This is a genomic window from Shewanella amazonensis SB2B (assembly GCF_000015245.1).
GTDB lineage: Bacteria > Pseudomonadota > Gammaproteobacteria > Enterobacterales > Shewanellaceae > Shewanella > Shewanella amazonensis.
In genome coordinates, this window is the sequence record NC_008700.1 from 3,077,174 (window position 1) to 3,102,558 (window position 25,385).

Consider the following 25,385-nt stretch of genomic DNA (forward strand, 5'->3'; position numbering starts at 1 on the left):
AAAGCATCTCTTACAAGGGCTGCACCATATCAATGAAACAACCCTGATTTGGCCTCTGTGACTCGGCCTTTACCCGCTCCGTAAGCGCACCAGATCAAAGCAACCAAGCGGAGACCCGACAGCAGTCAACAACGGCATAGCGCACGATTGGCAGCTTCACAGCAACAATTCATTCTGCAGGGGAGTTTCGGCGCAGAAGACCAATAAATATGGAAAACAAAAAGCCCGTCCAAAGGACGGGCTTTATGTATGGCTGGGGTGCTAGGATTCGAACCTAGGTATGCCGGGATCAAAACCCGGTGCCTTACCGCTTGGCGACACCCCAATCTGGGTTCAAAAAATCCGGATTAAACGGACTCTTCGAGAATATGGTAGCTACGGCGGGACTTGAACCTGCGACCCCAGCATTATGAGTGCTGTGCTCTAACCAGCTGAGCTACGTAGCCATGGCTGGGGTGCTAGGATTCGAACCTAGGTATGCCGGGATCAAAACCCGGTGCCTTACCGCTTGGCGACACCCCAATTTTTTCGGAGGATGGAGAGATGGCTGGGGTGCTAGGATTCGAACCTAGGTATGCCGGGATCAAAACCCGGTGCCTTACCGCTTGGCGACACCCCAACAGCACTGACTTCTCCAACTAAGCGAAAGCTTAGTTCATGGTACGGGAGGAGAGACTTGAACTCTCACACCTTGCGGCACCAGAACCTAAATCTGGCGTGTCTACCAATTTCACCACTCCCGCTCCGATCTCAATTTTACATCCTGAGAAGATGGTAGCTATGGCGGGACTTGAACCTGCGACCCCAGCATTATGAGTGCTGTGCTCTAACCAGCTGAGCTACATAGCCACTACGATTTCTCGCATCCCTCTTGGCGAGGAACGGGGCGTATTATGCTGATTCACCGAAGACAGGTCAACAGCTTTTTTAGCACATTTCGCCCCAAAGATACCGTTCGCCTAATCCTTCATCAAAGCGGGTAACAGATAAGCAAAAAAGCCTGTTTCCCGCCCGACCAATGGCTTAGACGTTGAACAGGAAGTGCATCACATCGCCATCTTTAACGATGTAAGTTTTACCTTCCACACGCATCTTGCCAGCTTCTTTGGCGCCCTGCTCACCCTTGAAGTTAATAAAATCTTCGTAGGAGATTACCTGGGCACGGATAAATCCGCGCTCAAAGTCGGTATGAATTTTACCGGCAGCCTGAGGCGCGCTGGCGCCAACAGACACGGTCCAGGCACGCACTTCTTTCACACCGGCGGTGAAATAGGTTTGCAGGTTCAACAGCTCATAACCGGCGCGGATCACGCGATCAAGGCCTGGTTCGGTTAGACCGAGATCTGCCATGAACTCATCGCGCTCTTCGATATCCATCTCCGCCAGTTCAGATTCAATGGCGGCACATACAGGCACTACCACGGCATTTTCTTTGGCGGCAATGGCGCGTACGGCGTCCAGATGCGGATTGTTCTCAAAGCCGTCTTCAGACACGTTGGCGATATACATGGTTGGCTTCAGGGTCAGCAGGTTCAGATAAGCCACCGCAGCCAGCTCTTCCTTGGACAGTTCCAGCGAGCGCAGCATCTTGCCTTCATCCAGCACAGGGCGCAGCTTTTCAAGTACATCGACTTCGAACTTGGCTTCTTTGTCGCCGCCTTTGGCACGCTTTTGCTGACGCACAATAGCACGCTCAACGCTGTCGAGATCTGCCAGCGCCAACTCGGTGTTGATCACTTCTATGTCACCGGCCGGGTCAACGCGGTTAGCCACGTGCACAATGTTTTCGTTCTCGAAGCAACGCACCACATGGCCGATAGCTTCGGTTTCGCGGATGTTGGCCAAAAACTTATTGCCCAGACCCTCGCCCTTGGAAGCACCGGCAACCAGACCGGCGATGTCCACAAATTCCATGGACGTCGGGATAACACGCTCAGGCTTAACAATGGCGGCCAATTCGTCCAAACGTGGGTCTGGCATTGGCACTACGCCGGTGTTTGGCTCGATGGTACAAAACGGAAAGTTTGCCGCTTCAATACCGGCCTTGGTCAGCGCGTTGAAGAGCGTTGATTTACCAACGTTGGGCAGACCAACGATGCCACATTTAAAACCCATAGCTATAACCCTTTATTTGACTTACTTGCTTAACTGATTATTCGGCCTTGAAGGAATGCAATCTGTGCATTGCCTTGGTCATGTCTTGCTTGAACAGGATTTCGGTGCTGCGCACGGCTTCATCTATCGCCGCATTCATCTTTTCCTGCTCGGTCGCGGGCGCCTTACCCAGCACATACCCGCTGACCTTGTTTTTGTCGCCCGGATGACCAATGCCTATCCGCAAACGATAGAAATTTTTGTTGTTGCCCATTTTGGCAATGATGTCTTTAAGACCATTGTGGCCGCCGTGCCCACCACCCAACTTGAACCTGGCCACACCGGGCTCCATATCCAGCTCGTCATGGGCCACCAGAATCTGTTCCGGTTCAATGCGGAAAAAATTCGCCAACGCCGCCACCGACTTGCCACTTAAGTTCATAAAGGTTGAGGGGATAAGCAAACGCACATCCTTACCACACAGAATTGCCCTTGCCGTTAAACCGAAATACTTGGGGTCAGGCGCCAGACTCACATTGGCAATGCGGGCCAGCTCTTCGACATACCAGGCACCCGCATTATGGCGGGTTTGAGCGTATTCCGCCCCAGGGTTGGCCAGACCCACAATCAGTTTAATATCGCACATGGAAAACAGAACTCTTGTCCCGGACCCGTTTCAGGCTAGGCCAAAACCCGGGCACAGGTGTTGAAAACGGCGCATTTTAGCACCCAATTGCACGTCCCAACAAATAAAAGGCGCAACTAAGGAAAACAGGCAATAACGGAATGGAATTCAAGATTGTGGGTGAGGTGAATACCAAGGCGCTTGGTGCGCCTTGGTTTGATCCAGAAGGTACTATTTCAACCCCATGGCATATTTCAGCACCTGACGTTTGATGGGCCCATCCACATTGGCAAGCCGCAGCGCCGCATTGCGCAGCAACTTAACTGGCAACAAGTCATTGCTGAACGAGGCATAGAAGGCATCCATGGTGGACATCATCAGCTGATTGTCACGCCAGCGCCGTTGCTGGTAACGCTCCAGAACTGATTTTGTATGCCAGTTTTCACCTTTTTTCACTGCACTGACAATTTCATCCAGCAGCACATCAACATCCTTAAAGCCCAGGTTAACGCCCTGACCGGCCAAGGGGTTAATGGTGTGGGCTGCATCGCCAATCAACACCAGATTGGCATCGAAATAGCGCTGGGCGTGGCGGCGGGTCAGCTTAAAGTGCCCCTTGTCCAACACTCTAAAATCCCGATCAAGGCGGGCGGGGAAATGGGCCCGGATTGAATCTGCCAGCTCGTTAGGGTTCAGCTTCGCGAGCCGGGCAATGGTTGAAGCGTCGTCATACCATACCAGAGACGCGTTTTTGCCCGGCAGTGGCAGCAGCGAACGGGGGCCCTGGGGCGTAAACTGCTGCCAGGTCACATCCTGCTGCTCACAGGCGGTGGCGATATTGATAAGCATGGCCGACTGGGCATAGTCCCAACCCGTCACCCCAATATGAGCGAAAGCACGCACCTGGGAATTGGCGCCATCTGCGCCCACCAAGAGCTTTGCTTTAATACGCTCGCCGGAGTCGAGGGCGACACAAATGGCGTCCTCATCCACAAGGCGCTCGAAGCCCATCACGTTAACGGGGGCTTTAACAGTAACTGAATCCAGCGTTGACAAAAGGTCCCAAAGCGCCAACTGCACCACCCGGTTTTCGACTATGTGTCCCAAATGGTCAGCGCCTATCTGGCTGGCATGGAAACGGGTGATACAGGATTCAATTTCCCAGGTCTCAAGACCAAGATAAGGTACGGCGCGCCTGGAGAGTATCCCTGCCCAGGCATCCAGACGCTCAAGCAGCGCTTCACTGGCCACACTCAGGGCCGATACTCTGACATCCAGGGGCTGACTCGCCTCAAACGCCTGTGGCATGTGGTTTTCAAGCACTGTTACGGACAATCCGGCGCGGCCAAGGCCAGCAGCAAGGGCTGCCCCTACCATGCCACCGCCCACCACCACTACATCCTGTTCAATCATGTCAGTCAAAGAAGCTAAACCTCCGCCGTTTGTAAATACCTGTGCCCATTGGTGTGTAATTGTGTCTAACGCTGGGTTTGGCCACATCTGGTTACAAAGACCACACAAGCCATCGAAAAGTCCCACCTACACTGAAGCAGCCACAGTTGAGTTCCCGCCGGTAACGGCATTTTGTGAAAGCATCGAGAGGTAGACTATGAAAGCGTTACTCATGACCAGCGGCCTGCTGGGCTTAACCTTACTGGGCAATACTGCCCTCGCCAGCCCCATGGAAACCATGACGGTAATCTATCGCAGCCCAGTGGATTATGCCCTATATCAACAAAAGGCGGAAATGCTGGGCTATTTTCAGCTGGAATTGCATGAAGGGATACGTCTCGAAGCGAAAACTCAGCTAACACAAATGGCTACACGATTCGCACAAGCCGATAATCGGCTCGTTCGTCATTCACCTCAGGTTAACCTGCCAGCGCGCGTGCTCAGTGCCCCAAGATGATTTTGACCTTAGCCTTTAAAAGGGTATTGCCTTGGGACGGCGCCACTGATGCCGCCGCCTCGGGCCGTGACTAAAAAATGCCCCGATAATTGCAGGCCAACCCTAGCCACAACCAGTTTCAATGGGTAAAATGTCGCGCTATTTTTTATGTGGTTCCAAGAGCGACGCAAACTGATGAGTAAAAAACTCCATATCAAAACCTGGGGCTGTCAGATGAATGAGTACGACTCATCCAAGATGGCTGACTTGCTGGGCGAATATCAGGGCTACACCTTGACCGAAGAGGCCGAGGAAGCAGACATCCTGCTGCTCAACACCTGCTCAATTCGTGAGAAGGCGCAGGAGAAGGTGTTTCATCAGCTCGGTCGCTGGAAAACCCTGAAAGACAAGAATCCGGACCTTATCATCGGCGTCGGCGGCTGTGTGGCTTCTCAGGAAGGCAAGGCCATCAAGGACCGCGCCCAATGCGTGGACATCATCTTTGGCCCCCAGACCCTGCACCGTCTGCCGGAAATGATTGACCAGGTTCGCAGCGGCGAAAAAGCCGTGATTGACGTGTCCTTCCCGGAAATCGAGAAGTTCGACCGTCTGCCAGAACCCCGCGCCGAAGGCCCGACCGCCTTTGTATCCATCATGGAAGGTTGCAGCAAGTACTGCTCTTTCTGCGTGGTGCCTTACACCCGCGGTGAGGAAGTCAGCCGTCCGATGGATGACATCATCCTCGAAATCGCTCAGCTCGCCGAGCAAGGCGTGCGTGAAGTGAACCTGCTCGGTCAGAACGTGAACGCCTACCGCGGCGCCAAGCATGACGGTGAAATCTGTACCTTCGCCGAACTGCTGCGTCACGTTGCCGCCATCGATGGTATCGACCGTCTGCGCTTTACCACCAGCCACCCGATTGAATTTACTCAGGATATCATCGACGTTTACGAAGATACCCCTGAGCTGGTGAGCTTCCTGCACCTGCCGGTACAGTCCGGTTCCGACCGGATTCTCACCGCCATGAAGCGTGGCCACATGGCTATCGAGTACAAGTCGATTATCCGCCGCCTGCGCAAGGCCCGTCCGGACATTCAAATAAGCTCCGATTTTATCGTGGGCTTCCCCGGCGAAACCGCCCAGGACTTCCAGGACACCATGAAGCTGATTGAAGATGTGAACTTCGACATGAGCTTCAGCTTTATCTACAGCGCCCGCCCGGGTACTCCGGCAGCCGATCTGCCGGATGATGTGGATATGGAAGAGAAAAAACAGCGCCTTGCTGATTTGCAGGAACTTATCAACCAGCAGGCCATGCGTTACAGCCGTCAGATGATGGGCACAGTGCAGCGCATTCTGGTTGAAGGTCCCTCGGTGAAGAACCCGATGGAACTGCGTGGCCGCACCGAAACCAACCGGGTGGTCAACTTTGAAGGCCTGCACAAGCACATAGGCACCTTCGTGGATGTGGAAATTGTGGACGTGTTCCCCAACTCACTGCGCGGCAAGTTTATCCGCGGCGAAGACGAGATGGACCTGCGCAAGAGCCTTCGCCCGGAGGACATCCTCGCCAAGCACCAAAAGGCAGATGACTTGGGCGTGACCCATTTCAAGCCCTGATGGCACAAACTTACAAGGGCGACTCTGGTCGCCCTTGTTATTTTAAGGCACCGCACCGCTTTGCATCACAGCCGCGAAACGCAGTATATTTCAGCTATAGGCGTTGGGCATTTGCCCAACTTTATGGATATTGACGCCGGAGTATTGATTGGCCAGTAAACTTACCACCATGAACCTCTATCTGGAGCCCGCAGACAGCCGCCGTTTGGCCTCCCTCTGTGGTCCCTTTGATGACAACATCAAACAGCTCGAGCGCCGTATCGGTGTTGAAATCAGTTACCGCAACAACCATTTTCAGATTGTGGGTCAGCCACGCAACTGCCTGACTGCCAATAACCTGCTCAAATCCTTGTATGTGGAAACCGCACCGGTGAAGGGCAGTACGCCTGATCTGGAGCCGGAGCAGGTGCATATCGCCATTCAGGAAGCCATTGCCCTGGAAGCCGAAGACGAGCATGAGGATCTGAAAGAGCATTACATCAAGACCCGCCGGGGTGTAATTAAGCCGCGCAATCCCAATCAGAGCCAATATGTGGTCAACATAGTGCGCCACGACATCACCTTTGGTATTGGCCCCGCGGGTACAGGTAAAACCTACCTTGCAGTAGCTGCCGCAGTGGATGCGCTTGAGCGCCAGGAAATCCGTCGAATCCTGCTGACACGCCCTGCGGTGGAAGCGGGCGAGAAACTGGGCTTTTTGCCCGGCGATTTGAGTCAGAAAGTCGACCCTTATCTGCGCCCACTGTACGATGCCCTGTTTGAAATGCTCGGCTTTGAAAAGGTTGAACGCCTGATTGAGCGCAGCGTGATTGAAATTGCGCCACTGGCCTATATGCGTGGCCGCACCCTGAATGATGCTTTTATCATTCTGGATGAGAGCCAAAACACCACGGTGGAGCAGATGAAAATGTTCCTCACCCGTATCGGCTTTAACTCCAAGGCCGTGATCACCGGCGACATCACCCAGATTGACCTGCCCAAGCATCAAAAGTCAGGTCTGCGCCATGCCATCGAAGTGCTGGGCGATGTGAATGAAATCAGCTTTAACTTCTTCCAGTCCAAAGACGTGGTGCGCCACCCCGTGGTTGCCCGTATCGTTGAGGCATACGAAGAGTTCGAAGCCAAACAGCAGGCAAACAAAGGCCGTCACGACAGCCAATACCGTCTGGCAGACAGCCCTCAGGCAGACACCGCCGAAGGAGAACCCCATGGCGCTTGAACTGGCGTTGGATCTGCAATTTGCTGTGAATCCCGGTAATTTGCCCACAGAAGCAGAGTTTGAGACCTGGGTACGTGTCGCCCTTGGCGATACCCTCGATGAAGCCGAGCTGACCATTCGCATTGTGGATGCCACCGAGAGTCAGCAGCTTAATCGCGACTACCGCGGCAAAGACAAACCCACCAATGTATTGTCGTTCCCCTTTGAGGCGCCTCCCGGAATGGAACTGCCTCTGCTTGGGGATCTTGTCATTTGTGCGTCTGTCGTTGAAAATGAGGCCCTTGAGCAACATAAGGCCCTCGAGGCCCACTGGGCTCACATGGTTGTACATGGTTGCCTGCATCTGCTAGGTTATGACCATATTGACGATGCCGAAGCTGAAGAAATGGAAGCGCTGGAAACCACGCTTCTGACTGGCCTTGGTTACCCCGATCCCTATAAGGAGCAATAATCGGCCCTTTATTGAGCCGTGAAAATCACTATGAGTGACGACATACCCCCGAGTAGCAACGCCCAAAAGAAAGGCTGGTTAGAACGCGTTAGTCAGTTATTCCAGGGCGAACCTCAAAATCGTGACGATCTGGTGGAAGTGATCCACGATGCCGAGCAACGCGACCTCATCACCGAAGACACCCGTGAAATGATCCAGGGTGTACTGGAAGTCTCAGACCTGCGTGTCAGGGACATCATGATCCCCCGCGCCCAGATTGTGGCCATTAAAATCGACAGCACAGTGGAAGAACTGTTGGCTACCGTCATAGGGTCGGCCCATTCACGCTTCCCCGTAGTTAACGACGATAAAGACCACATCGAAGGCATACTGCTGGCCAAGGATCTGATCAAGTACGGATTTAATAACAGTGATGAACCCTTTGCGCTGGAGAAGGTGATCCGCCCTGCCGTGGTGGTGCCCGAAAGCAAGCGCGTGGATGTGCTACTCAAGGAGTTTCGCTCCCAACGTTACCATATGGCCATTGTCGTGGATGAATACGGCGGTGTATCCGGTCTGGTAACCATCGAGGATATTCTCGAAGAAATCGTGGGTGAAATCGAAGATGAATTCGACCATGACAGTGTGGAAGAGACCGAAATCCGCAAGGTCAACAACACTGTGTTTATGGTCAAGGCGCTGACGGCGATTGAAGACTTCAACGAAGAATTCGGTACCGACTTCTCCGACGAAGAATTTGATACTGTTGGCGGTATGGTGGCCCACGCCTTTGGCCATCTGCCCGAACGTAATGAACAAATCAGTATCGGCGGCATCGAGTTCAAAGTGATCAGTGCCGACACACGGCGTCTTATTCAGCTGAGGGTCAAGTTTCCCGACCCGGAGCAGGCTGAGATAGCCGAGATCTGAGTTTCCCCTGAACGGGCCTTCACGGCCCGTTTTTTCCTGTCTATGGATGATTGACTGCAATTGGACTTGAATGCAATCGCCGGCCGCCGCTGGCCCCGACTCCTGCTGGCTTTTCTTGCCGGTGCCTCCACCTCACTCGCTTTTGCTCCCTATTCGCTCTGGCCCGTTTATCCAGTTGCAATAGCCCTGTCCCTGTGTCTGGCTCAGGGGCTGTCCCCCAGGGCTGCATTTGGCCATTGGTTCAGTTTTGGCTTTGGCAGCTTTGCTTTTGGAATAAGTTGGGTACACGTCAGCATTGACCGATTTGGCGGTCTGCCGCTGGTTGTTTCGCTGTCATTGATGGCATTGCTGGCACTCTATCTTGCACTCTATCCGGCGCTGGCGGGCATGCTTTACGCCCGATTAAAGACGGCCCATGTCCTGCCCAATCTGTTACTGCTGTTTCCGGCGTTGTGGATATTGACCGAGTGGGCACGGGGATGGGTGCTGACAGGCTTCCCCTGGCTTTGGGCAGGATACAGTCAGACCGATGGTCCCCTGTTGCCACTGGCGGCTTTAATCGGTGTGCAGGGAATAGGCATGCTCATTCTGGTCTGCGCCGGCGCCTTGGCGCTGCTCAGTCAAAAACGCTGGTTACCGTTAACGCTGCTGTTGCCGCTGCTTGCCTTACTGGTGTTCACGGCTAACCAGTTTCCTCAGGTACAGCGCAGCGGCGAAACCGTTAAGGTGTTGCTGGTGCAGGGCAATATCCCCCAGAGCATGAAATGGGAACCCGAGCAGCTTTGGCCTACCATGCTCAAGTATATGGACTTGAGTCGCCCACATGCAGATGCCGACATTATTCTGTGGCCCGAGGCCGCTATCCCGGCCCCCGAAGCCATGGTGGCGGATTTTCTGGACAACGCCAACCGGGTTGCCAACCTCAATAACAATGCCATTATCACCGGCATCATCAGTCATCAGGATAATCACTGGTACAACTCACTCATCGTGCTGGGCAATCATCACGAAAAGGTGCAGCAGCAACCTGACTATGAAGCCAATGGTACCAACCAATTCCGTAAGCACCATTTGCTGCCCATCGGCGAATTTGTGCCTTTTGAGGCCCTGTTGAGGCCCCTGGCGCCTTTCTTCAACCTGCCCATGTCGTCGTTCAGCCGTGGTGATTATCAGCAGCCTAATCTGACTGCAGCAGGTTTTCAGCTGGCACCGGCTATTTGCTATGAAATCGCCTTTCCTGAGCAATTGCGTAAAAACGTGACTGCACAAACCGATCTGCTGCTGACAGTATCCAACGACGCCTGGTTTGGTGAGTCCAACGGCCCGCTGCAACACATGGAGATAGCCCGCATGCGCTCTGCAGAGCTGGGCCGCCCCTTACTTCGCGCCACCAATAATGGCGTAACGGCCGTGGTGGATGAATTTGGCCACATCACTGCTGCTGTGCCGCAGTTTGAAACCCAGGTGCTGAAAACCGACGTTGCCCTGACCCGGGGCGTGACCCTGTTTGCCCGCACCGGGCACCTGCCTCTTTATCTGCTCTGTCTCTTCATAGTGCTGGCTGCATGGGGTTACAGTCGCAAACTTCCTCGCTGATACGTCGAATACACTTCCGCCAGCGCTTAGAAAGTGGGATCCGAACCACAGGATCCCACATTTCTCTCTTAAATCATTGTGCTTTGCGAAAACAACCAGTTTTTTTGTTTGCCTGAAACCACATAGGGACTAGGCTTATTTAAAGGTAAGTCTCCAGGGGGCAAGGGACATGCTCGGGCAACAACAAATCCTGATAATCGACGATTCTGAAGCCATTTTAATGGTGGTAAAAACCATGCTTTCCCGCATGGGTTTTGAAAAAATCACCACCATGACTTCGGCGACAAAGGCACTGGCTGTCGTGGGTCTGGAGCCGGCGCGTTTTCAGATAATATTAACTGACCTTCGGATGCCTGATACCGACGGCCTGGATGTACTCAGGAGGCTTGGCGAAATGGGCTTCAAAGGCGCAGTGGCCATCATTTCTGAAATGGACAGGCGCATCATCAACCTGGCAGCCGACATAGCCCGGCGTCATCGACTCCACATGATTGGCTGCATTTGCAAACCAGTACAACTGGACGATTTATCGGCGCTGGTTGAAAAAGCCACTGAGCTGCGTGTCACCCTTGAACCTCCTGCACAGCTTCTGACCCATGAGCAAGTTCAGGCCGCATTCAATCAAATTCAGGTGATCCCCTACTATCAACCCAAGGTTGATTTAAACAGGTGTCAGGTTGTGGGCGTCGAAGCGCTGGCGCGCATTCGCTTACCGGGTGAAGTCAATGCGCTTCGGCCCTGTCGCTTTATGCCAGTCATTCAAGAATATGGCATGCTGCCTCAGCTATCCCAACGCATGCTGCAGCAGGCATGCAAAGACTTACCCACTATAAAATCCATCCTCGGCAACGACATCAAAGTCAGTTTGAACATCAGTCCGGAAGAGCTTGAGAATACCTATCTGGCAGACAGTCTGGAGCATATCTGGCGTAAGAGTGGTGCCAGTAACGATTCGCTGGTGCTTGAAATCACCGAAGAGCATTACATACACAACAGTGCACAACTCGAATCCCTGAATCGGTTGCGCCTGAGAGGCTTTGGGTTGTCGTTGGATGACTTTGGCACAGGATTTACCAACATCAATCAACTGAGAGATTTGCCCTACACAGAAGTCAAAATCGATCGTTCACTTATCATCAATATTCACAGAGACAGCTTTTGTCAGGCCATTTTGAATGGCCTTGTTGAAATTGCGCGCCAGCTGGGTATTACTTTGGTGGCCGAAGGCATAGAGCACATGGACGAACTCAAATACCTGATGCAGACTTACCCGGCACTGATATTGCAGGGGTACCTCATCAGTCTGCCCCGTTCACTCGATACCCTGAATACCTGGCACAAGGGGTGGCAGCATCAATTTGGCAATCGATCCCATATCCACCGGCATCAGCCCCCCGCCAACGAAGACTGAAGTGCCGATAAAAGCTAAGGCGCCAAAGCCTCGCGAATAAACTCGTCGTTATCACACTCAGGGCAATCAGGCACGACCGACGGGAATTCGATGTCCATTCCATGGCCGCAACTGGTGCACACCATGCGGCCCTGGCTGATAATTTCCCCGCTCTGGTAATAGCCGTGATGTTTAAAATCCTGAGCCAGTTCATGCCATTGCACCTGACTTCTGTCGGTTATCTCCGAGAGCCAATGCCACAGGGTGTTTTCGATGGCGATAAATGATGGACTGTGAGTCAGAGAACTTTCGTTTTTTTCCTGTAAAAAGGCGGCTATATCGCGCCTCAGAAACTCCAGTGCCAACGCCAGCTCTTCTTCATCTGCCTGTGCTTTCAGGCGCCCAAAGGCCTCGCCGGAGGTCATCAGCCGGAACAGATTCTTGGCGTTCAGCTCGGGGTTAGCCTCAAAGTGGGTGGCCAAATCCTTAATGAGATCCTGATACAGGGCCAGTAATTGCGTGCTTCTGCTGGTCATCGTCAATACTCCTTCAAGGGAACCTTTTTAATGAACCGCTTCTGGTTTATTCTATGCAGATCCCGCAGCGCAGACCAAGCGCGTGATCAAACAAACAGGCGGCAATGCCGGAAAAATTGATGCAAGAGCAATACATCCATTCGGAAATCGAGGCTGAGGTACAAAAGTACTGGGCCGATAACAAAACCTTTGAAGTCACTGAAGATCCTGCGAAAGAGAAGTTCTATTGCCTCTCTATGTTCCCCTATCCTTCCGGCCGACTTCACATGGGTCATGTGCGTAACTACACCATAGGTGATGTAGTTGCCCGTTTCCAGCGTCTGCAAGGCAAGAACGTTCTTCAGCCCATCGGTTGGGATGCCTTCGGCCTGCCCGCCGAAAACGCGGCCATCAAAAATGCCACCGCGCCGGCCCCCTGGACGTACGAAAACATCGATTACATGAAAAACCAGCTGAAAATGCTGGGTTTTGGCTACGACTGGAGCCGTGAAATCGCCACCTGTACTCCGGAATACTACCGTTGGGAGCAGTGGTTTTTCACCAAACTGTATGAAAAAGGTCTGGTTTACAAGAAGACCTCGGCGGTGAACTGGTGTCCTAACGACCAAACCGTGCTTGCCAATGAGCAGGTGCAGGATGGTTGCTGCTGGCGCTGTGATACCCCGGTAGAGCAGAAAGAAATTCCACAGTGGTTTATCAAGATCACCGCCTATGCAGAAGAGCTGCTAAACGACATCGACAACCTCGAAGGTTGGCCCGAGCAGGTCAAGACCATGCAGCGCAACTGGATTGGTCGCTCTGAAGGCGTGGAAATGACCTTCAAGGTCAAAGATTCTGACGACAGCTTCGACATCTACACCACTCGTCCAGACACTGTGATGGGCGTGACCTATGTGGCGATTGCCGCCGGTCACCCGCTGGCCGAGAAAGCGGCGCTGAACAATCCGGAACTGGCAGCCTTCGTGGAAGAGTGCAAGCAAAGCGGCACCTCTGAAGCCGAGCTTGCTACCATGGAGAAGAAAGGCGTGGCCACTGGCCTGTATGCCATTCACCCCCTCACCGGCGAAGAAGTGCCGGTATGGGCTGCTAACTTCGTGCTGATGAACTATGGCACCGGCGCCGTGATGTCGGTTCCGGCTCACGACCAGCGTGACTACGAGTTTGCCAAGAAATACGGTCTGGCACTCAAGGCCGTTATCAAGCCTGCCGATGGCGAGGTGGATATCTCTGAAGCCGCCTACACCGAAAAAGGCGTACTGTTTAACTCAGCAGAGTTCGACGGTCTGGACTTTGACGGCGCCTTTAATGCCATTGCCGATAAGCTCGCTGCCGAGGGCAAGGGTAAGCGTCAGGTCAACTTCCGTCTGCGTGACTGGGGTGTCAGCCGTCAACGTTACTGGGGCGCACCTATCCCAATGGTCACTCTGGAAGATGGCACGGTAATGCCAACCCCCGAAGACCAGCTGCCGGTCATTCTGCCGGAAGATGTGGTGATGGATGGCGTGCAAAGCCCCATCAAGGCTGACAAAGAGTGGGCCAAGACTCAGGTGAACGGTCAGGACGCGCTGCGCGAAACCGATACCTTCGACACCTTTATGGAGTCATCCTGGTATTACGCGCGCTACTGCTCGCCAAAAGCCAATGAAATGCTGGACCCTGCCAAGGCCAACTACTGGCTGCCGGTGGATCAGTACATCGGTGGTATCGAGCATGCCTGTATGCACTTGCTGTACTTCCGCTTCTTCCACAAGCTGCTGCGTGACGCCGGCCTGGTGAACTCCAATGAGCCCGCAAAGCGTCTGCTGACCCAGGGCATGGTGCTGGCTGATGCCTTCTACTACAACAACGAGAAAGGCGCCCGTGTATGGGTATCGCCCCTCGATGTGACCGTAGTTGAGAAAGATGACAAGGGCCGTATCCTCAAGGCCGTGGACACCGAAGGCCATGAGCTGGTTTACACCGGCATGAGCAAGATGTCCAAGTCCAAGAACAACGGTATCGACCCGCAGGTGATGGTGGAAAAATACGGCGCCGACACTGTGCGTCTGTTTATGATGTTCGCCTCACCGCCAGAGCTGACCCTGGAATGGCAGGAATCCGGTGTTGAAGGTGCGCACCGCTTTATCAAGCGTCTGTGGAAGCTGGCTTCTGAGTACAGTGCGGCCCCAGCCACCGAAGCCCTGGATGTATCAGCGCTCAATGCGGACCAGAAAACCCTGCGCCGTGAGCTGCACAAAACCATCGCCAAGGTCACCGACGATCTGGGTCGCCGTCAGATGTTCAACACCGCCGTTGCCGCCGTGATGGAGCTGATGAACCATCTGCAAAAGGCACCGCTGGCGTCTGCCCAGGACAAGGCGCTGATGAACGAAGCCCTGTCTGCCGTAGTACGTCTGCTCTACCCCATCGCACCGCACGTGTGTTTCAACCTGTGGCGTGAACTGGGTAACAGTGGCGCCATCGAAGACGCCGGCTGGCCAGCCACCGACGAGTCTGCACTGGTTGAAGACAGCAAACTCATCGTGGTGCAGGTGAACGGTAAGGTACGCGCCAAGCTTACAGTAGCGGCCGATGCCACCAAGGAGCAGGTGGAGGCCCTGGGTCTTGCCGAAGATGCCGTGCGTAAATACACAGATGGCGTCACAGTGCGCAAGGTGATTTACGTGCCGGGTAAACTGCTCAACATCGTTGCCAACTGACCTGTAGCCTGCGACACTGTCGCCGGTTCAGGGGATTGAAGAAAAACCCGCTGCGGCGGGTTTTTCTGCTTAACAAAAGGAAGAAGCATTTCGCCATGGTTAGAACATTGCTTACCGCCATTTTGGGTTTGGCGTTGCTCACTGGTGTCACAGGCTGCGGCTTTCGTCTTCAGGGCAGTTATCAAATTCCGGCCTCTCTCAAGCAATTGAGTGTCGACAGCGCCGATGAATACAGCGAGCTGACCCGCTTGGTGAAAGACCGCCTGCGCCTGTCAGGTGTGAATGTGGTCGCGTCAAATTCGAAGGTGCCTTCGGTGCGGTTACTGCGTGACACCCTCGAGCGCACTACACTCTCGCTTTACCCCACCGGCCATGTCGCCGAGTACGAGCTGATATACCATGTCGACTTTGCCGTGGCTTTTCCCGGTGAAGAGGCCAAACCCTTCAGCGTGGAAATCCGCCGCGACTATCTGGATGACCCCCGCACCGCACTGGCCAAAAGCCGTGAAATGGAGCTGCTGCTCAAAGAAATGCGCCAGCAAGCCGCCGACAACCTTATCCAAACCCTGTCGTCCCTCGGGGAGCGCTGATGCGGGTCTATCCTGAGCAGCTGGGCCGCCACCTGACACCGTTAGCCCAATGTTACTGCTTGTTCGGTGACGATGCCTGGTTGATAGAAAACGCCCGCACTCAGTTATTGATGGCCGCAAGGCAGCAAGGGTTTGAAGAGCGCATCAGCCTCGAGCAGGATAACGGCTTCAACTGGAACGACTTGCAAAACGAGTGGCAAGCGTTGAGCCTCTTTGCCAGCCGCCGCATTATCGAACTCACCCTGCCCCAGGCCAAACCCGGCGCCGACGGCAGCGCCATGCTGACCAGCCTGATGGCGCAGCCTAATCCGGATCTGCTGCTTATTCTGCGTGGTCCCAAACTCGCCGCCGAACAAACCAACAGCAAATGGTTTAAAGCCCTCGACAATGTCGGTATTTATCTTCCCTGCAACACTCCCGAAGGGCAGCAATTTTTCCGCTGGCTGGATGGCCGCATTGCCGCCAACCGATTGATGCTGGACGGAGATGCCCGCCAATTACTGGCAACCCTGTACGAAGGGAACCTGCTGGCCGCAGAGCAGGCGGTACAATTGCTGGCGCTGCTGGCGGCCAATCGACGTATCAGCGCCGAAGAGCTGAGCCAGTATTTCGACGACCAGTCCCGCTTTAACGTGTTTCAGCTCAGTGATGCCCTGCTTGGAAACCAGCAGCAGCGCGTGGCCCATATACTGGCCCAGCTCAAGGCTGAAGGCACGGCCTTGCCCATTGTGCTCTGGGCCGTGTTTCGCGAGCTTGCGAGTCTGCTGCAACTGAAAACCGCCATGGTGCAGAGAGAATCCCTGGCGCCGATGTGGTCAAAACTGCGGATTTGGGATAAGCGCAAGCCACTGTATGAGGCCGCGCTGTCGCGACTGTCACTGACACAGATTGAAGCCATGCTGGCCCTCTCATCCACACTGGAGCTCAAACTTAAACAGGGCGGAGAAGAGGACTGGACACTGCTGACTCACCTTTGCCTGCTCTTTGATGCCAGTGCCCACAGCGCTCTGGTGGATACCCGGGGTTGATATGACTAAGCAGCCTAATGCAAAGCGGCATACAGCTCTGCTCGGCGGCACCTTTGACCCGCCTCACTTTGGCCATATCAGGCCACTGCTGGATGTGCTTAAGCACTGGCCATTGCAGGATTGTTGGCTGTTGCCAAATCATATTCCGCCCCACAAACCCGGCACCCATGCCAGCCCGAAGGCAAGATTGGAAATGATTGACGCGCTGTGCCGGGAGTTCCCGGCATTCAGCCTGTGCGACGTCGAGCTTCGCCGCGACGAACCCAGTTACACGGTCAACACTCTCAGGCAGTTGAGGGAACTTTATCCCGACAGGGTGTTCTACTTTGTCATGGGGATGGATTCTTTTCTGTCGCTGGATAAGTGGTTTGAGTGGCAGCAACTTTTTGAACTCTGCCATCTGGTGGTGTGTGCCCGGCCCGGTTATCAATTGGCAGCCGACCACGGCATGGCAGAGGTCCTTGCGAACAGACAACACACAGAAGCCGACTTACCGGCAGAGGACAGCGGTAAAGTGTTGATCGCTGACATCCGTGAGCAAGACATTTCCTCCACCGATATCCGCACGGCGTTGGCCGAGCGGCGGGATATTCGCCAGTTAGTGCCAGAGTCAGTGGCCCGGGTGATTGAGACCCAGGGCCTGTACCGCTAAGCGGTGTATTCCACCGCGGGCTGCTGCTATACTGTCGCGCTCTTTTTTAGGAAACACATGGGGTAATTTCGCGTGCAAAGCGAAGAACTGAAGCAATTTGTTGTCGATAAGATTGAAGATCTTAAAGCTCGGGATCTGGTGGTACTGGATGTCAGCAAACACTCCAACATCACTGATTACATGGTGATCTGCTCGGGTACGTCAAAAACCCACGTCCGCGCCATCGCCGAGAACCTGCTCTCAAAGGCCAGAGAGGCCAACATCACTATTCTCGGCAGCGAAGGCCGCGACACCAGTGAATGGGTTCTGGTGGATTTGGGTGAAGTGATTCTGCACGTGATGCAGGAACAAACCCGCGACTTTTATCAGCTCGAAAAGCTCTGGCAAGAACCCGCCTGATGAAACTGCAACTCATCGCCGTGGGCACCAAGATGCCCGATTGGGTTACCCGCGGATTTGAAGAATACCAGCGCCGCTTCCCCCGTGATATGGCGCTGGAGCTGGTCGAAATTCCCGCTGGCAAGCGCGGCAAAAATGCCGATATCGCCCGCATCCTGCAAAAGGAGGGTGAACAAATGCTTGCAGCAATTCCCAAGGGTAATCATATTGTTACCCTGGATCTTCCCGGCAAGAACTGGACGACTCCCGAACTTGCGAGTGCCCTGTCCAAATGGCAGCTCGATGGCCGGGATGTCAGCCTCCTGATTGGTGGCCCCGAAGGCCTCGCCCCGGCATGCAAACAGGCCGCGGCCCAGAGCTGGTGTTTGTCGGCGCTGACTCTGCCACATCCCCTGGTGAGGGTGGTCGTGGCGGAAAGCCTCTACCGGGCCTGGAGCATTAACAACAACCATCCTTATCACAGGGAATAGTGTGCCCTTGTCAGGCCGCTGATTGCACCGGAGACGTTGAGTGACACCAAGAAAACGGGTAGCCATGCATGACCACGCCGCTGAGGCAGCATTGTTCAAGCGACGGGCGATATTTACCTTTCTCTGCGTGGTCGCACTTTTTGGTGTACTCCTGACCAACCTGTATCACCTACAGGTCACCTCCTACGCAGACTACACCACCCGCTCCAATGACAACCGGATCCGGGTAACACCGGTTGCCCCAAGCCGCGGCCTGATTTATGACCGCAATGGTGTGCTGCTTGCCGAAAACCAGCCGGTGTATTCTCTTGAGCTCATTCCCGAGAAGGTTAAAAACATCCCCCAGACGCTGACTCAACTCTCGACTGTGATACCGCTGAGTGAAGAAGCCCAGGCCGAATTCCTCGAAGCCCTCAAATATCACCGCCGCTTTAAACCCCTTACGCTCAGGGATAACCTGACCGAGGAAGAAGTGGCCGCGTTCAGCGTAAATCAGCATCAGTTTCCCGGCGTACGTGTCGAGGCAGGTCTGAAACGCTTCTATCCCCATGGTGAGCTTTTGACACACGTGCTGGGATTTGTGGGCAAAATCAACGCCAAAGACAGGACAGCACTGGAAAAGGCTGACCGCTGGCCTGACTATGCCGCCAGTAAGGACATAGGCAAACAAGGTGTTGAAAAGTATTACGAAAACCTGCTTCACGGCAAACCGGGGCACCTGGAAGAAGAGGTCAATAACCGTGGCCGCACCATTCGTACCCTGAAAACCGTACCGCCGGAGCCGGGTCAGGATCTTTACCTGACGCTGGACATCAATCTGCAGAAAAAGGCCATGGAACTGCTGTCTGGGCGTCGTGGCACCATAGTAGCAATCGATCCCCGTGACGGTGGCATTATGGCGATGGTGTCGAGTCCGTCCTACGATCCCAACCTCTTTGTGCAAGGGATCAGCTCCAAAGATTACAGCGCCCTGCTCAACGACAAGGCAAGGCCGCTGATTAACCGCGCAACTCAGGGGCTGTACGCCCCCGCCTCAACCATCAAACCCCATATGGCACTGATGGGACTTGAGGAGCAGGTCGTCACAGAGCGCACCCGCATCTGGGATCCCGGGTACTGGCAAATGCCCGGCGTCGAGCGAAAATGGCGTGACTGGAAAAAATGGGGCCATGGCTACGTGGATGTTTACCATGCCATTGTCGAGTCCTGCGATATCTTCTTTTACGACATGGTGCACAAGATGGGCATAGATAAGATTGCCGCCTTTATGCATCAATTTGGCTTTGGTGAAAGTACCGGCGTGGATATCTTTGAAGAATCCGCCGGCATCATGCCGTCGTCCGATTGGAAACGTATCCGCCACAACCAGCCCTGGTATCCGGGTGATACCATTTCGGTGGGGATTGGCCAGGGCTACTGGACAGCAACACCTATTCAACTGGCCAATGCCACGGCAATCCTGGCCAATCGTGGCAAGCGCTTTGTGCCACACCTGCTCAAGGCGATGAAAGACAACAGTGCCAAAATCGAGCGGCCGCCCGAAGAGATGCCCCCGGTGGCACTGAAGAATCCCCGCAACTGGGAAATCATCAACGAAGCCATGCGGCAAACGGCCCATAAGTCGCGCTTTACCGATGCCACTTATACCGCCGCCATGAAAACAGGTACCGCTCAGGTGTTTTCGGTGGCACAGGATGCCAAATACGACCACGACAAGGTGGCAGAGCACCTGAGAGACAACGCCCTGATTGTGGCTTACGCCCCCTTTGAATCCCCCAAGATAGTATTGGCTGTGGTATTGGAGAACGCTGGTTGGGGCGGCGCCAATGCCGGTCCTGTGGCACGCGCCATGCTGGATGAATTTATGCTCCATGAGCAGTGGAAGGTGCAACCATGACAAGGGATCATGCCCGTAAGAATATCTGGCAACGGATGCACATCGACTTACCGCTTTTGCTCGGACTGCTGGCCATCATGGGGTTTGGGCTGTTTGTTATTTGGTCCGCCTCGGGTGAAGATCCAGCCATGCTGGAGCGGCAACTGGTACGCATGGGGCTCTCCCTCGGCATCATGCTGTTTATGGCACAGATAAATCCGGAAATTCTGCGCCGCTGGGCCCTGCCGATTTATATCGCCGGGATTATCCTGCTGCTTGGGGTGCACTTTTTCGGGGAAATCAATAAAGGCGCCCAGCGCTGGCTGAATCTGGGCTTTATGGAGTTTCAGCCCTCAGAGCTTATCAAGCTCGCCTTCCCCATCACCATGGCCTGGTTTATCAGCAAGTTTACCCTGCCACCCAAGAAACGGTATCTGGCGGCTGCGGCAGTTATCATGCTTATTCCAACCCTGTTGATTGCCAAGCAACCCGACCTGGGGACTTCCATCCTGGTGGCGGCCTCCGGCATCTTTGTACTCTTCCTGTCCGGGATGAGCTGGTACATAGTACTTGGGCTGCTGGCTTCGGTGCTGTCGTTTCTGCCGATACTCTGGTATTTCCTGATGCACGACTACCAGCGCCGCCGGGTGTTGACACTGCTTGATCCGGAAAAAGATCCGCTTGGCGCCGGTTATCACATTATCCAGTCGAAAATCGCCATCGGCTCCGGTGGCGTGGACGGCAAAGGCTGGCTCCACGGCACCCAGTCGCAGCTGGAGTTTCTGCCCGAACGTCACACCGACTTTATCTTCGCTGTGATTGGCGAGGAGTTCGGTCTCATTGGCGCCATTGTGTTGCTGGCCATGTACATCTACGTGATTGGTCGGGGACTGGTCATCGCCTCACGGGCACAGACCAACTTTGCCCGCCTGCTGGCAGGCTCTATTACCCTGACCTTCTTCGTGTATATCTTCGTGAATATCGGCATGGTCAGCGGCATTTTGCCCGTGGTGGGTGTGCCCTTGCCCCTGATTAGCTATGGCGGCACCTCGATGCTGACATTGATGACAGGTTTTGGCATTCTAATGAGCATTCAAACCCACAGGCGCTTTGTCGACCGCTAAGGAATGCCGATGAGTTTTGCCCCAGGCCTGGCCTTGTTGTCAGGCCTTCTTGCCGCCAATCTTGTGCTCGCTGCCGAGACACAAATCGACACTGCCAGGGACAGTTTTATTTCCCGCCAGAGTGCACTTGGCTTTTCCCAATCTCAAATCGATGCATTTCTGGCCGGCGCCCAATATAACCCCAAGGTGATTGAAGCCATCAGCCGCCCCTGGGAAGCCAAACCCTGGCATCTCTACCGACCACGCTTTCTCACCGAGACGAGGCTCAAGGCAGGGCTCGAGTTCTGGCGAACTCACGAGAGCACCATCGACAGGGCATCGACGCAGTTTGGCGTTGAGCCGGAGATGATTGTGGCCATTATCGGCATCGAAACCCATTACGGCCAAACCATGGGTAACTACAGTGTGCGCGATGCCCTCTACACCCTTGGGTTTTACTACCCACCCAGGGCCAGTTTTTTTCTTAAAGAATTGGGCGAGCTTCAAAAACTTGAGCAGGAAGAAAAACTCGATGTGAGCGCATTGAAAGGCTCCTACGCCGGTGCCATAGGGTTTGGACAGTTTATGCCCTCCAGCTACCGCTACTATGGGGTCGATTTTGACGGTGATGGCCGCAAAGACTTGCTCGGCAGCCCCGCCGATGCCATCGGCAGTGTGGCCAATTATTTTCATCAACATGGCTGGCAAACCGGTGACCCTGTCGCGTTTCGCTTGGAAAGCTACGGAGAAACACCGCCGACAGCCTCGCTCTGGCAGGGAGAGCCGTTAACCCTCAAGGCATCCGATATACTCGCAGACGGCTTCGGCCTTGCGGACAAACGGGATCTGGATGTTGCCCGGCCTGCAATGCTGTTTAAACTGGAGCAGGAAACTCACAACGAATACTGGATGGGTTTTAAGAATTTTTTCGTAATCACCCGTTATAATCGCAGCCCTCTTTACGCCATGGCGGCCTATGAATTCAGTGAGCAGCTTAAACATGCGCATGCCAAGTATTAAATCCTGTTGGCCGTTATTGGCTCTGACACTCATTCTGGGTGGTTGCTCTTCCTCGCCGGAGCCCGGGAGCAGCACTAAAACCAGTACCAAGGGGGACAGGTATCATCAAAAACACGATGCCTACCCAGACTCGGCGCCTGATGTCAGCCAGGTTCCCGATGCAATCCCCCGTTACGAGCCCTACAGCAGGGGCGGCAACAAACCTTATACTGTGATGGGCAAGTCCTATAACGTGTTGGCGTCCGCCGCCAACTTCCGTGAGTCCGGTCTCGCCTCCTGGTATGGCACCAAATTCCATGGATACCACACCTCCAATGGCGAGGTGTATGACATGTACAGCATGACAGCGGCCCACAAGACCCTGCCCCTGCCAAGTTTTGTTCGCGTACGAAATCTGGATAACAAAAAAGAAGTGATAGTCAGGGTGAATGACAGGGGGCCGTTTCACGAGGGGCGCATCATAGACTTGTCATACGCCGCCGCCTACCGCCTCGGCATGTTGAACACGGGTACCGCCCGGGTCGAGATTGAAACCATTTACATTCCTTCGCCGGAGAATGAGGCTTATACCAGCAGTCAGGATCCCAATCATTACTTTATTCAGGTTGTGGCATCCAAAGACAGAGAAAGGTTGAACCGGTTGGGTAAAGAACTTGCCGCCAAATACCAGCTCGGATATCGCTTACAGGAAAAAGATACCCTCTATCGCCTGCAATTGGGCCCCCTTGGCCACGAAGGTATTGCCAGTAAAATGCTGCAGCAGATGCGCCAACAGGGTTACCCAAGTGGCTATCTGGTTACTGAGCCCAAATCCTGAACATGAAGGAACCTTCACTGCAATCCCTTGTCAATTAATGTTAGACTCGACGGGTTTCATACCGTTTACTAAAACCTCCTGAGAAAACGTGTAGTTAATGATGAAAGTAATCAAACCTAGCGCCCCAAAATCGATGTTGCTCCTGGCCATTATGTCTGCCAGCGCCTTTGCAGCACCACCGACCGTCGTTCCAGATGCCCCTTCCGTGGCCGCCAAAGCTTATGTGTTGATGGATTATCACACCGGCCAGATCATTGCTGAAGAACATGCTTATGAGCAGCTGAATCCGGCCAGCCTTACCAAGATGATGACCAGCTATGTGATTGGTCATGAAATGAAAGTGGGCAACATCTCACCGGAAGATGACGTCACCATCACCAAAAACGCCTGGTCAAAGAACTTTCCCGATTCCTCAAAGATGTTCATCGAGGTAGGCAAAACAGTAAAAGCCGCCGATTTGAACCGTGGCATCATCATCCAGTCCGGTAACGACGCCTGTGTGGCCATGGCTGAGCACATTGCCGGTACCGAAGATGCTTTCGTTGATATGATGAACTCCTGGGCGAAGCAACTCGGTATGACCGACAGCTACTTTGAAAACAGCCACGGTCTGGACTCTGACAACCACAAAACCACCGCCTATGACATGGCCATTCTGGGTGCCGCCCTTATCCGTGACGTGCCGGAAGAGTACCGCATCTATTCCGAAAAAGAGTTCACCTTTAACGGTATCAAGCAATACAACCGTAACGGCCTCTTATGGGACAAGAGCATGAACGTGGACGGTATCAAGACTGGCCACACCTCTGGCGCGGGTTATAACCTGGTGGCCTCTGCCACACAGGACGACATGCGTTTGATTTCTGTGGTCATGGGCGCCAGCAGCGAGGCTTCCCGTAAGGCCGAAAGCAAAAAGCTACTGTCCTATGGTTTCCGCTTCTTCGAAACCGTCACCCCCTACAAGGCCGGTGACAGCTTCGTAAATCAACAAATTTGGTATGGCGATCGTGAAAGTGTCGACCTGGGCGTCGCTACCGACACTCCTCTGACCATTCGTCGCGGCAAAGGCAAAGAACTTCAGGCCAACTTCGAACTGACCAAGCCATTGGAAGCTCCACTGGCCAAAGGCGAAGTAGTGGGCCGCGTGTATTTCCAGTTGGATGGCAAAGACATAGCACAATTCCCGCTGGTAACACTGCAGGAAGTGAATGAAGGCAGCTGGTTCTCCAAGCTGATGGATTACTTCAAGCAGCTCGTCGCCAGCTGGCTGAGCTAAGCCGATTCCCATGAAAATGCCACCTTCGGGTGGCATTTTTTTCGCCCCCAGACCTTGATTGGGCTATAATCGCCGCCATATTTGAGGCCCAAGCCCACGACAGAGACAATCGACTATGCTAAACACCACTTTTGACCAATATCTGGAGTTTCCTTGTTCATTCCCCTTCAAAGTTGTGGGAGATGCCAGCGAGACTTTGGCCGATCGCGTGGTCGCCGTGGTTCAGCAACATGCTCCAGGTGATTACAGCCCAACCAGCAAGGTATCCAGCAAGGGCACATACCTGTCTGTAACCATTCGCGTTACCGTCACCAGCAAGGACCACATCGAAACCCTGTACACATCCCTTGCCGCCATCGAAGGCGTAAAACGGGTACTTTAATTATTCCGGCGCGCCCTGTAAGCGCTTCTGTGTTACATTTCGGCATCCGCGGCGTATAATGCCGCCACGCTGAACCTGAGGGGAGAGGTAGCCCTTGCAAGCCAAGACTCTGCATATCAGACATCTGGGTAATCAGGATTATGAAACTGTCTGGCACGCCATGCAGCATTACACCGATAACCGCGATGAAAACAGCCCGGACGAACTCTGGTTGGTTGAACATCCTCCGGTATTTACCCAGGGGCAAGCCGGTAAAGCCGAGCACATCCTCAATCCCGGCGACATCCCTGTTATCCAGGTAGACCGCGGTGGTCAGGTGACGTATCACGGCCCGGGTCAGTTGGTTGCATACCCCCTGCTGGACATCAAACGCCTTAAAATCGGTGTTCGTCAGCTGGTTACCCATATAGAGCAGAGCATAGTCGACATGCTGAAGCCCTACGGCGTACAAGCCTACGCTAAAGCCGATGCCCCCGGAGTCTATGTTGACGAGCGTAAAGTCGCCTCCCTTGGCCTGCGAATCCGCCGTGGTTGTTCTTTCCACGGTCTGGCACTGAACGTCGACATGGATATTTCCCCCTTCCAGCGCATCAACCCCTGTGGCTATGCCGGCCTGGAAATGGTTCAGTGCAAAGCACTGGGCGGCCCCAATACCGTAAACGAAGCAGGTGAAAAACTCACCCTCACCTTTAGCCAGCTTCTTGGCTATGAGCATCTGGTCCATCACCAAGGATTAGCAGAATAA

At 54.1% G+C, this 25,385-nt stretch carries 24 protein-coding genes and 6 tRNA genes; 20 read left to right on the plus strand and 10 right to left on the minus strand.

Annotated elements, in window-relative coordinates:
* Nucleotides 1–250: 250 nt before the first annotated feature.
* From SAMA_RS13405 to SAMA_RS13445, 9 genes are all read right to left on the minus strand, one after another.
* A tRNA-Gln gene (locus SAMA_RS13405) sits at nucleotides 251–325 on the minus strand.
* Nucleotides 326–369: 44 nt separating this feature from the next.
* Nucleotides 370–446: transfer RNA gene (locus SAMA_RS13410), tRNA-Met, on the minus strand.
* A gap of 1 nt (nucleotide 447) precedes the next feature.
* Nucleotides 448–522, minus strand: a tRNA-Gln gene (locus SAMA_RS13415).
* A gap of 22 nt (nucleotides 523–544) precedes the next feature.
* A tRNA-Gln gene (locus SAMA_RS13420) sits at nucleotides 545–619 on the minus strand.
* A gap of 39 nt (nucleotides 620–658) precedes the next feature.
* A tRNA-Leu gene (locus SAMA_RS13425) sits at nucleotides 659–743 on the minus strand.
* Nucleotides 744–772: 29 nt separating this feature from the next.
* A tRNA-Met gene (locus SAMA_RS13430) sits at nucleotides 773–849 on the minus strand.
* 174 nt (nucleotides 850–1,023) lie between these two features.
* Nucleotides 1,024–2,115: a redox-regulated ATPase YchF gene (ychF, locus tag SAMA_RS13435; RefSeq protein ID WP_011760680.1), complete on the minus strand. Its 1,092-nt coding sequence runs from the start codon at nucleotides 2,113–2,115 to the stop codon at nucleotides 1,024–1,026.
* Between the two features lie 37 nt (nucleotides 2,116–2,152).
* Nucleotides 2,153–2,740, minus strand: a complete 588-nt coding sequence (gene pth / locus SAMA_RS13440; RefSeq protein WP_011760681.1) for an aminoacyl-tRNA hydrolase — start codon at nucleotides 2,738–2,740, stop codon at nucleotides 2,153–2,155.
* Between the two features lie 210 nt (nucleotides 2,741–2,950).
* Nucleotides 2,951–4,132 (minus strand): FAD-dependent oxidoreductase, encoded by a 1,182-nt coding sequence (locus tag SAMA_RS13445; protein WP_041409862.1) that lies wholly within the window; start codon nucleotides 4,130–4,132, stop codon nucleotides 2,951–2,953.
* Nucleotides 4,133–4,328: 196 nt separating this feature from the next.
* On the opposite strand from SAMA_RS13445, the gene SAMA_RS13450 reads away from it, so the two are divergent.
* From SAMA_RS13450 to SAMA_RS13480, 7 genes are all read left to right on the plus strand, one after another.
* On the plus strand, nucleotides 4,329–4,628 hold the full coding sequence (locus SAMA_RS13450) for a hypothetical protein (RefSeq protein WP_011760683.1): 300 nt from the start codon (nucleotides 4,329–4,331) through the stop codon (nucleotides 4,626–4,628).
* Between the two features lie 174 nt (nucleotides 4,629–4,802).
* Entirely contained in the window at nucleotides 4,803–6,227 is a 1,425-nt protein-coding gene (miaB, locus tag SAMA_RS13455) for a tRNA (N6-isopentenyl adenosine(37)-C2)-methylthiotransferase MiaB (RefSeq protein ID WP_041409864.1), read from the plus strand.
* A 148-nt stretch (nucleotides 6,228–6,375) separates the two neighbouring features.
* Nucleotides 6,376–7,446 (plus strand): PhoH family protein, encoded by a 1,071-nt coding sequence (locus SAMA_RS13460; RefSeq protein WP_011760685.1) that lies wholly within the window; start codon nucleotides 6,376–6,378, stop codon nucleotides 7,444–7,446.
* A complete protein-coding gene (ybeY, locus tag SAMA_RS13465; protein WP_011760686.1) occupies nucleotides 7,436–7,897 on the plus strand; it encodes an rRNA maturation RNase YbeY in 462 nt (153 codons plus the stop codon). The genes SAMA_RS13460 and ybeY overlap by 11 nt, the downstream gene beginning before the upstream one ends.
* Before the next feature lie 30 nt (nucleotides 7,898–7,927).
* Nucleotides 7,928–8,806: a CNNM family magnesium/cobalt transport protein CorC gene (gene corC / locus SAMA_RS13470; protein ID WP_011760687.1), complete on the plus strand. Its 879-nt coding sequence runs from the start codon at nucleotides 7,928–7,930 to the stop codon at nucleotides 8,804–8,806.
* A gap of 60 nt (nucleotides 8,807–8,866) precedes the next feature.
* On the plus strand, nucleotides 8,867–10,402 hold the full coding sequence (gene lnt / locus SAMA_RS13475; protein WP_011760688.1) for an apolipoprotein N-acyltransferase: 1,536 nt from the start codon (nucleotides 8,867–8,869) through the stop codon (nucleotides 10,400–10,402).
* Between the two features lie 169 nt (nucleotides 10,403–10,571).
* Complete coding sequence (locus SAMA_RS13480; protein WP_011760689.1) at nucleotides 10,572–11,813, plus strand: EAL domain-containing response regulator; 1,242 nt, start codon at nucleotides 10,572–10,574, stop codon at nucleotides 11,811–11,813.
* Between the two features lie 14 nt (nucleotides 11,814–11,827).
* On the opposite strand, the gene SAMA_RS13485 is transcribed toward SAMA_RS13480, so the two are convergent.
* Nucleotides 11,828–12,328 carry a zinc ribbon-containing protein gene (locus SAMA_RS13485; protein WP_011760690.1) on the minus strand — a complete coding sequence of 167 codons (501 nt, stop codon included), beginning with the start codon at nucleotides 12,326–12,328 and terminating at the stop codon, nucleotides 11,828–11,830.
* 119 nt (nucleotides 12,329–12,447) lie between these two features.
* On the opposite strand from SAMA_RS13485, the gene leuS reads away from it, so the two are divergent.
* The 13 genes from leuS (at nucleotide 12,448) to lipB (ending at nucleotide 25,385) form a co-directional block, all read left to right on the plus strand.
* Entirely contained in the window at nucleotides 12,448–15,027 is a 2,580-nt protein-coding gene (gene leuS, locus SAMA_RS13490; RefSeq protein WP_041409865.1) for a leucine--tRNA ligase, read from the plus strand.
* Between the two features lie 95 nt (nucleotides 15,028–15,122).
* A complete protein-coding gene (locus tag SAMA_RS13495; protein ID WP_011760692.1) occupies nucleotides 15,123–15,617 on the plus strand; it encodes an LPS-assembly lipoprotein LptE in 495 nt (164 codons plus the stop codon).
* Complete coding sequence (gene holA / locus SAMA_RS13500) at nucleotides 15,617–16,645, plus strand: DNA polymerase III subunit delta (RefSeq protein WP_011760693.1); 1,029 nt, start codon at nucleotides 15,617–15,619, stop codon at nucleotides 16,643–16,645. The genes SAMA_RS13495 and holA overlap by 1 nt, the downstream gene beginning before the upstream one ends.
* Nucleotide 16,646: 1 nt before the next feature.
* Entirely contained in the window at nucleotides 16,647–17,297 is a 651-nt protein-coding gene (gene nadD, locus SAMA_RS13505) for a nicotinate-nucleotide adenylyltransferase (RefSeq protein ID WP_011760694.1), read from the plus strand.
* Between the two features lie 72 nt (nucleotides 17,298–17,369).
* Nucleotides 17,370–17,696 (plus strand): ribosome silencing factor, encoded by a 327-nt coding sequence (gene rsfS, locus SAMA_RS13510; protein ID WP_011760695.1) that lies wholly within the window; start codon nucleotides 17,370–17,372, stop codon nucleotides 17,694–17,696.
* Nucleotides 17,696–18,166, plus strand: a complete 471-nt coding sequence (gene rlmH, locus SAMA_RS13515; RefSeq protein WP_011760696.1) for a 23S rRNA (pseudouridine(1915)-N(3))-methyltransferase RlmH — start codon at nucleotides 17,696–17,698, stop codon at nucleotides 18,164–18,166. Before rsfS ends, rlmH begins: the two co-directional genes overlap by 1 nt.
* 40 nt (nucleotides 18,167–18,206) lie before the next feature.
* The gene (gene mrdA / locus SAMA_RS13520; protein WP_041409866.1) at nucleotides 18,207–20,063 is read left to right on the plus strand and encodes a penicillin-binding protein 2; all 1,857 of its coding nucleotides are present in this window, start codon (nucleotides 18,207–18,209) and stop codon (nucleotides 20,061–20,063) included.
* Nucleotides 20,060–21,166, plus strand: coding sequence for a rod shape-determining protein RodA (gene rodA / locus SAMA_RS13525; protein WP_011760698.1), 1,107 nt, complete (start codon nucleotides 20,060–20,062; stop codon nucleotides 21,164–21,166). The genes mrdA and rodA overlap by 4 nt, the downstream gene beginning before the upstream one ends.
* A 9-nt stretch (nucleotides 21,167–21,175) precedes the next feature.
* Nucleotides 21,176–22,165, plus strand: coding sequence for a lytic murein transglycosylase B (mltB, locus tag SAMA_RS13530; RefSeq protein WP_011760699.1), 990 nt, complete (start codon nucleotides 21,176–21,178; stop codon nucleotides 22,163–22,165).
* Nucleotides 22,146–22,982 (plus strand): septal ring lytic transglycosylase RlpA family protein, encoded by an 837-nt coding sequence (locus SAMA_RS13535; protein WP_011760700.1) that lies wholly within the window; start codon nucleotides 22,146–22,148, stop codon nucleotides 22,980–22,982. The genes mltB and SAMA_RS13535 overlap by 20 nt, the downstream gene beginning before the upstream one ends.
* Before the next feature lie 97 nt (nucleotides 22,983–23,079).
* Nucleotides 23,080–24,258 (plus strand): serine hydrolase, encoded by a 1,179-nt coding sequence (locus SAMA_RS13540; protein WP_011760701.1) that lies wholly within the window; start codon nucleotides 23,080–23,082, stop codon nucleotides 24,256–24,258.
* A gap of 115 nt (nucleotides 24,259–24,373) precedes the next feature.
* Nucleotides 24,374–24,640 (plus strand): DUF493 family protein YbeD, encoded by a 267-nt coding sequence (ybeD, locus tag SAMA_RS13545; protein ID WP_011760702.1) that lies wholly within the window; start codon nucleotides 24,374–24,376, stop codon nucleotides 24,638–24,640.
* Nucleotides 24,641–24,734: 94 nt separating this feature from the next.
* Entirely contained in the window at nucleotides 24,735–25,385 is a 651-nt protein-coding gene (gene lipB, locus SAMA_RS13550) for a lipoyl(octanoyl) transferase LipB (protein ID WP_011760703.1), read from the plus strand.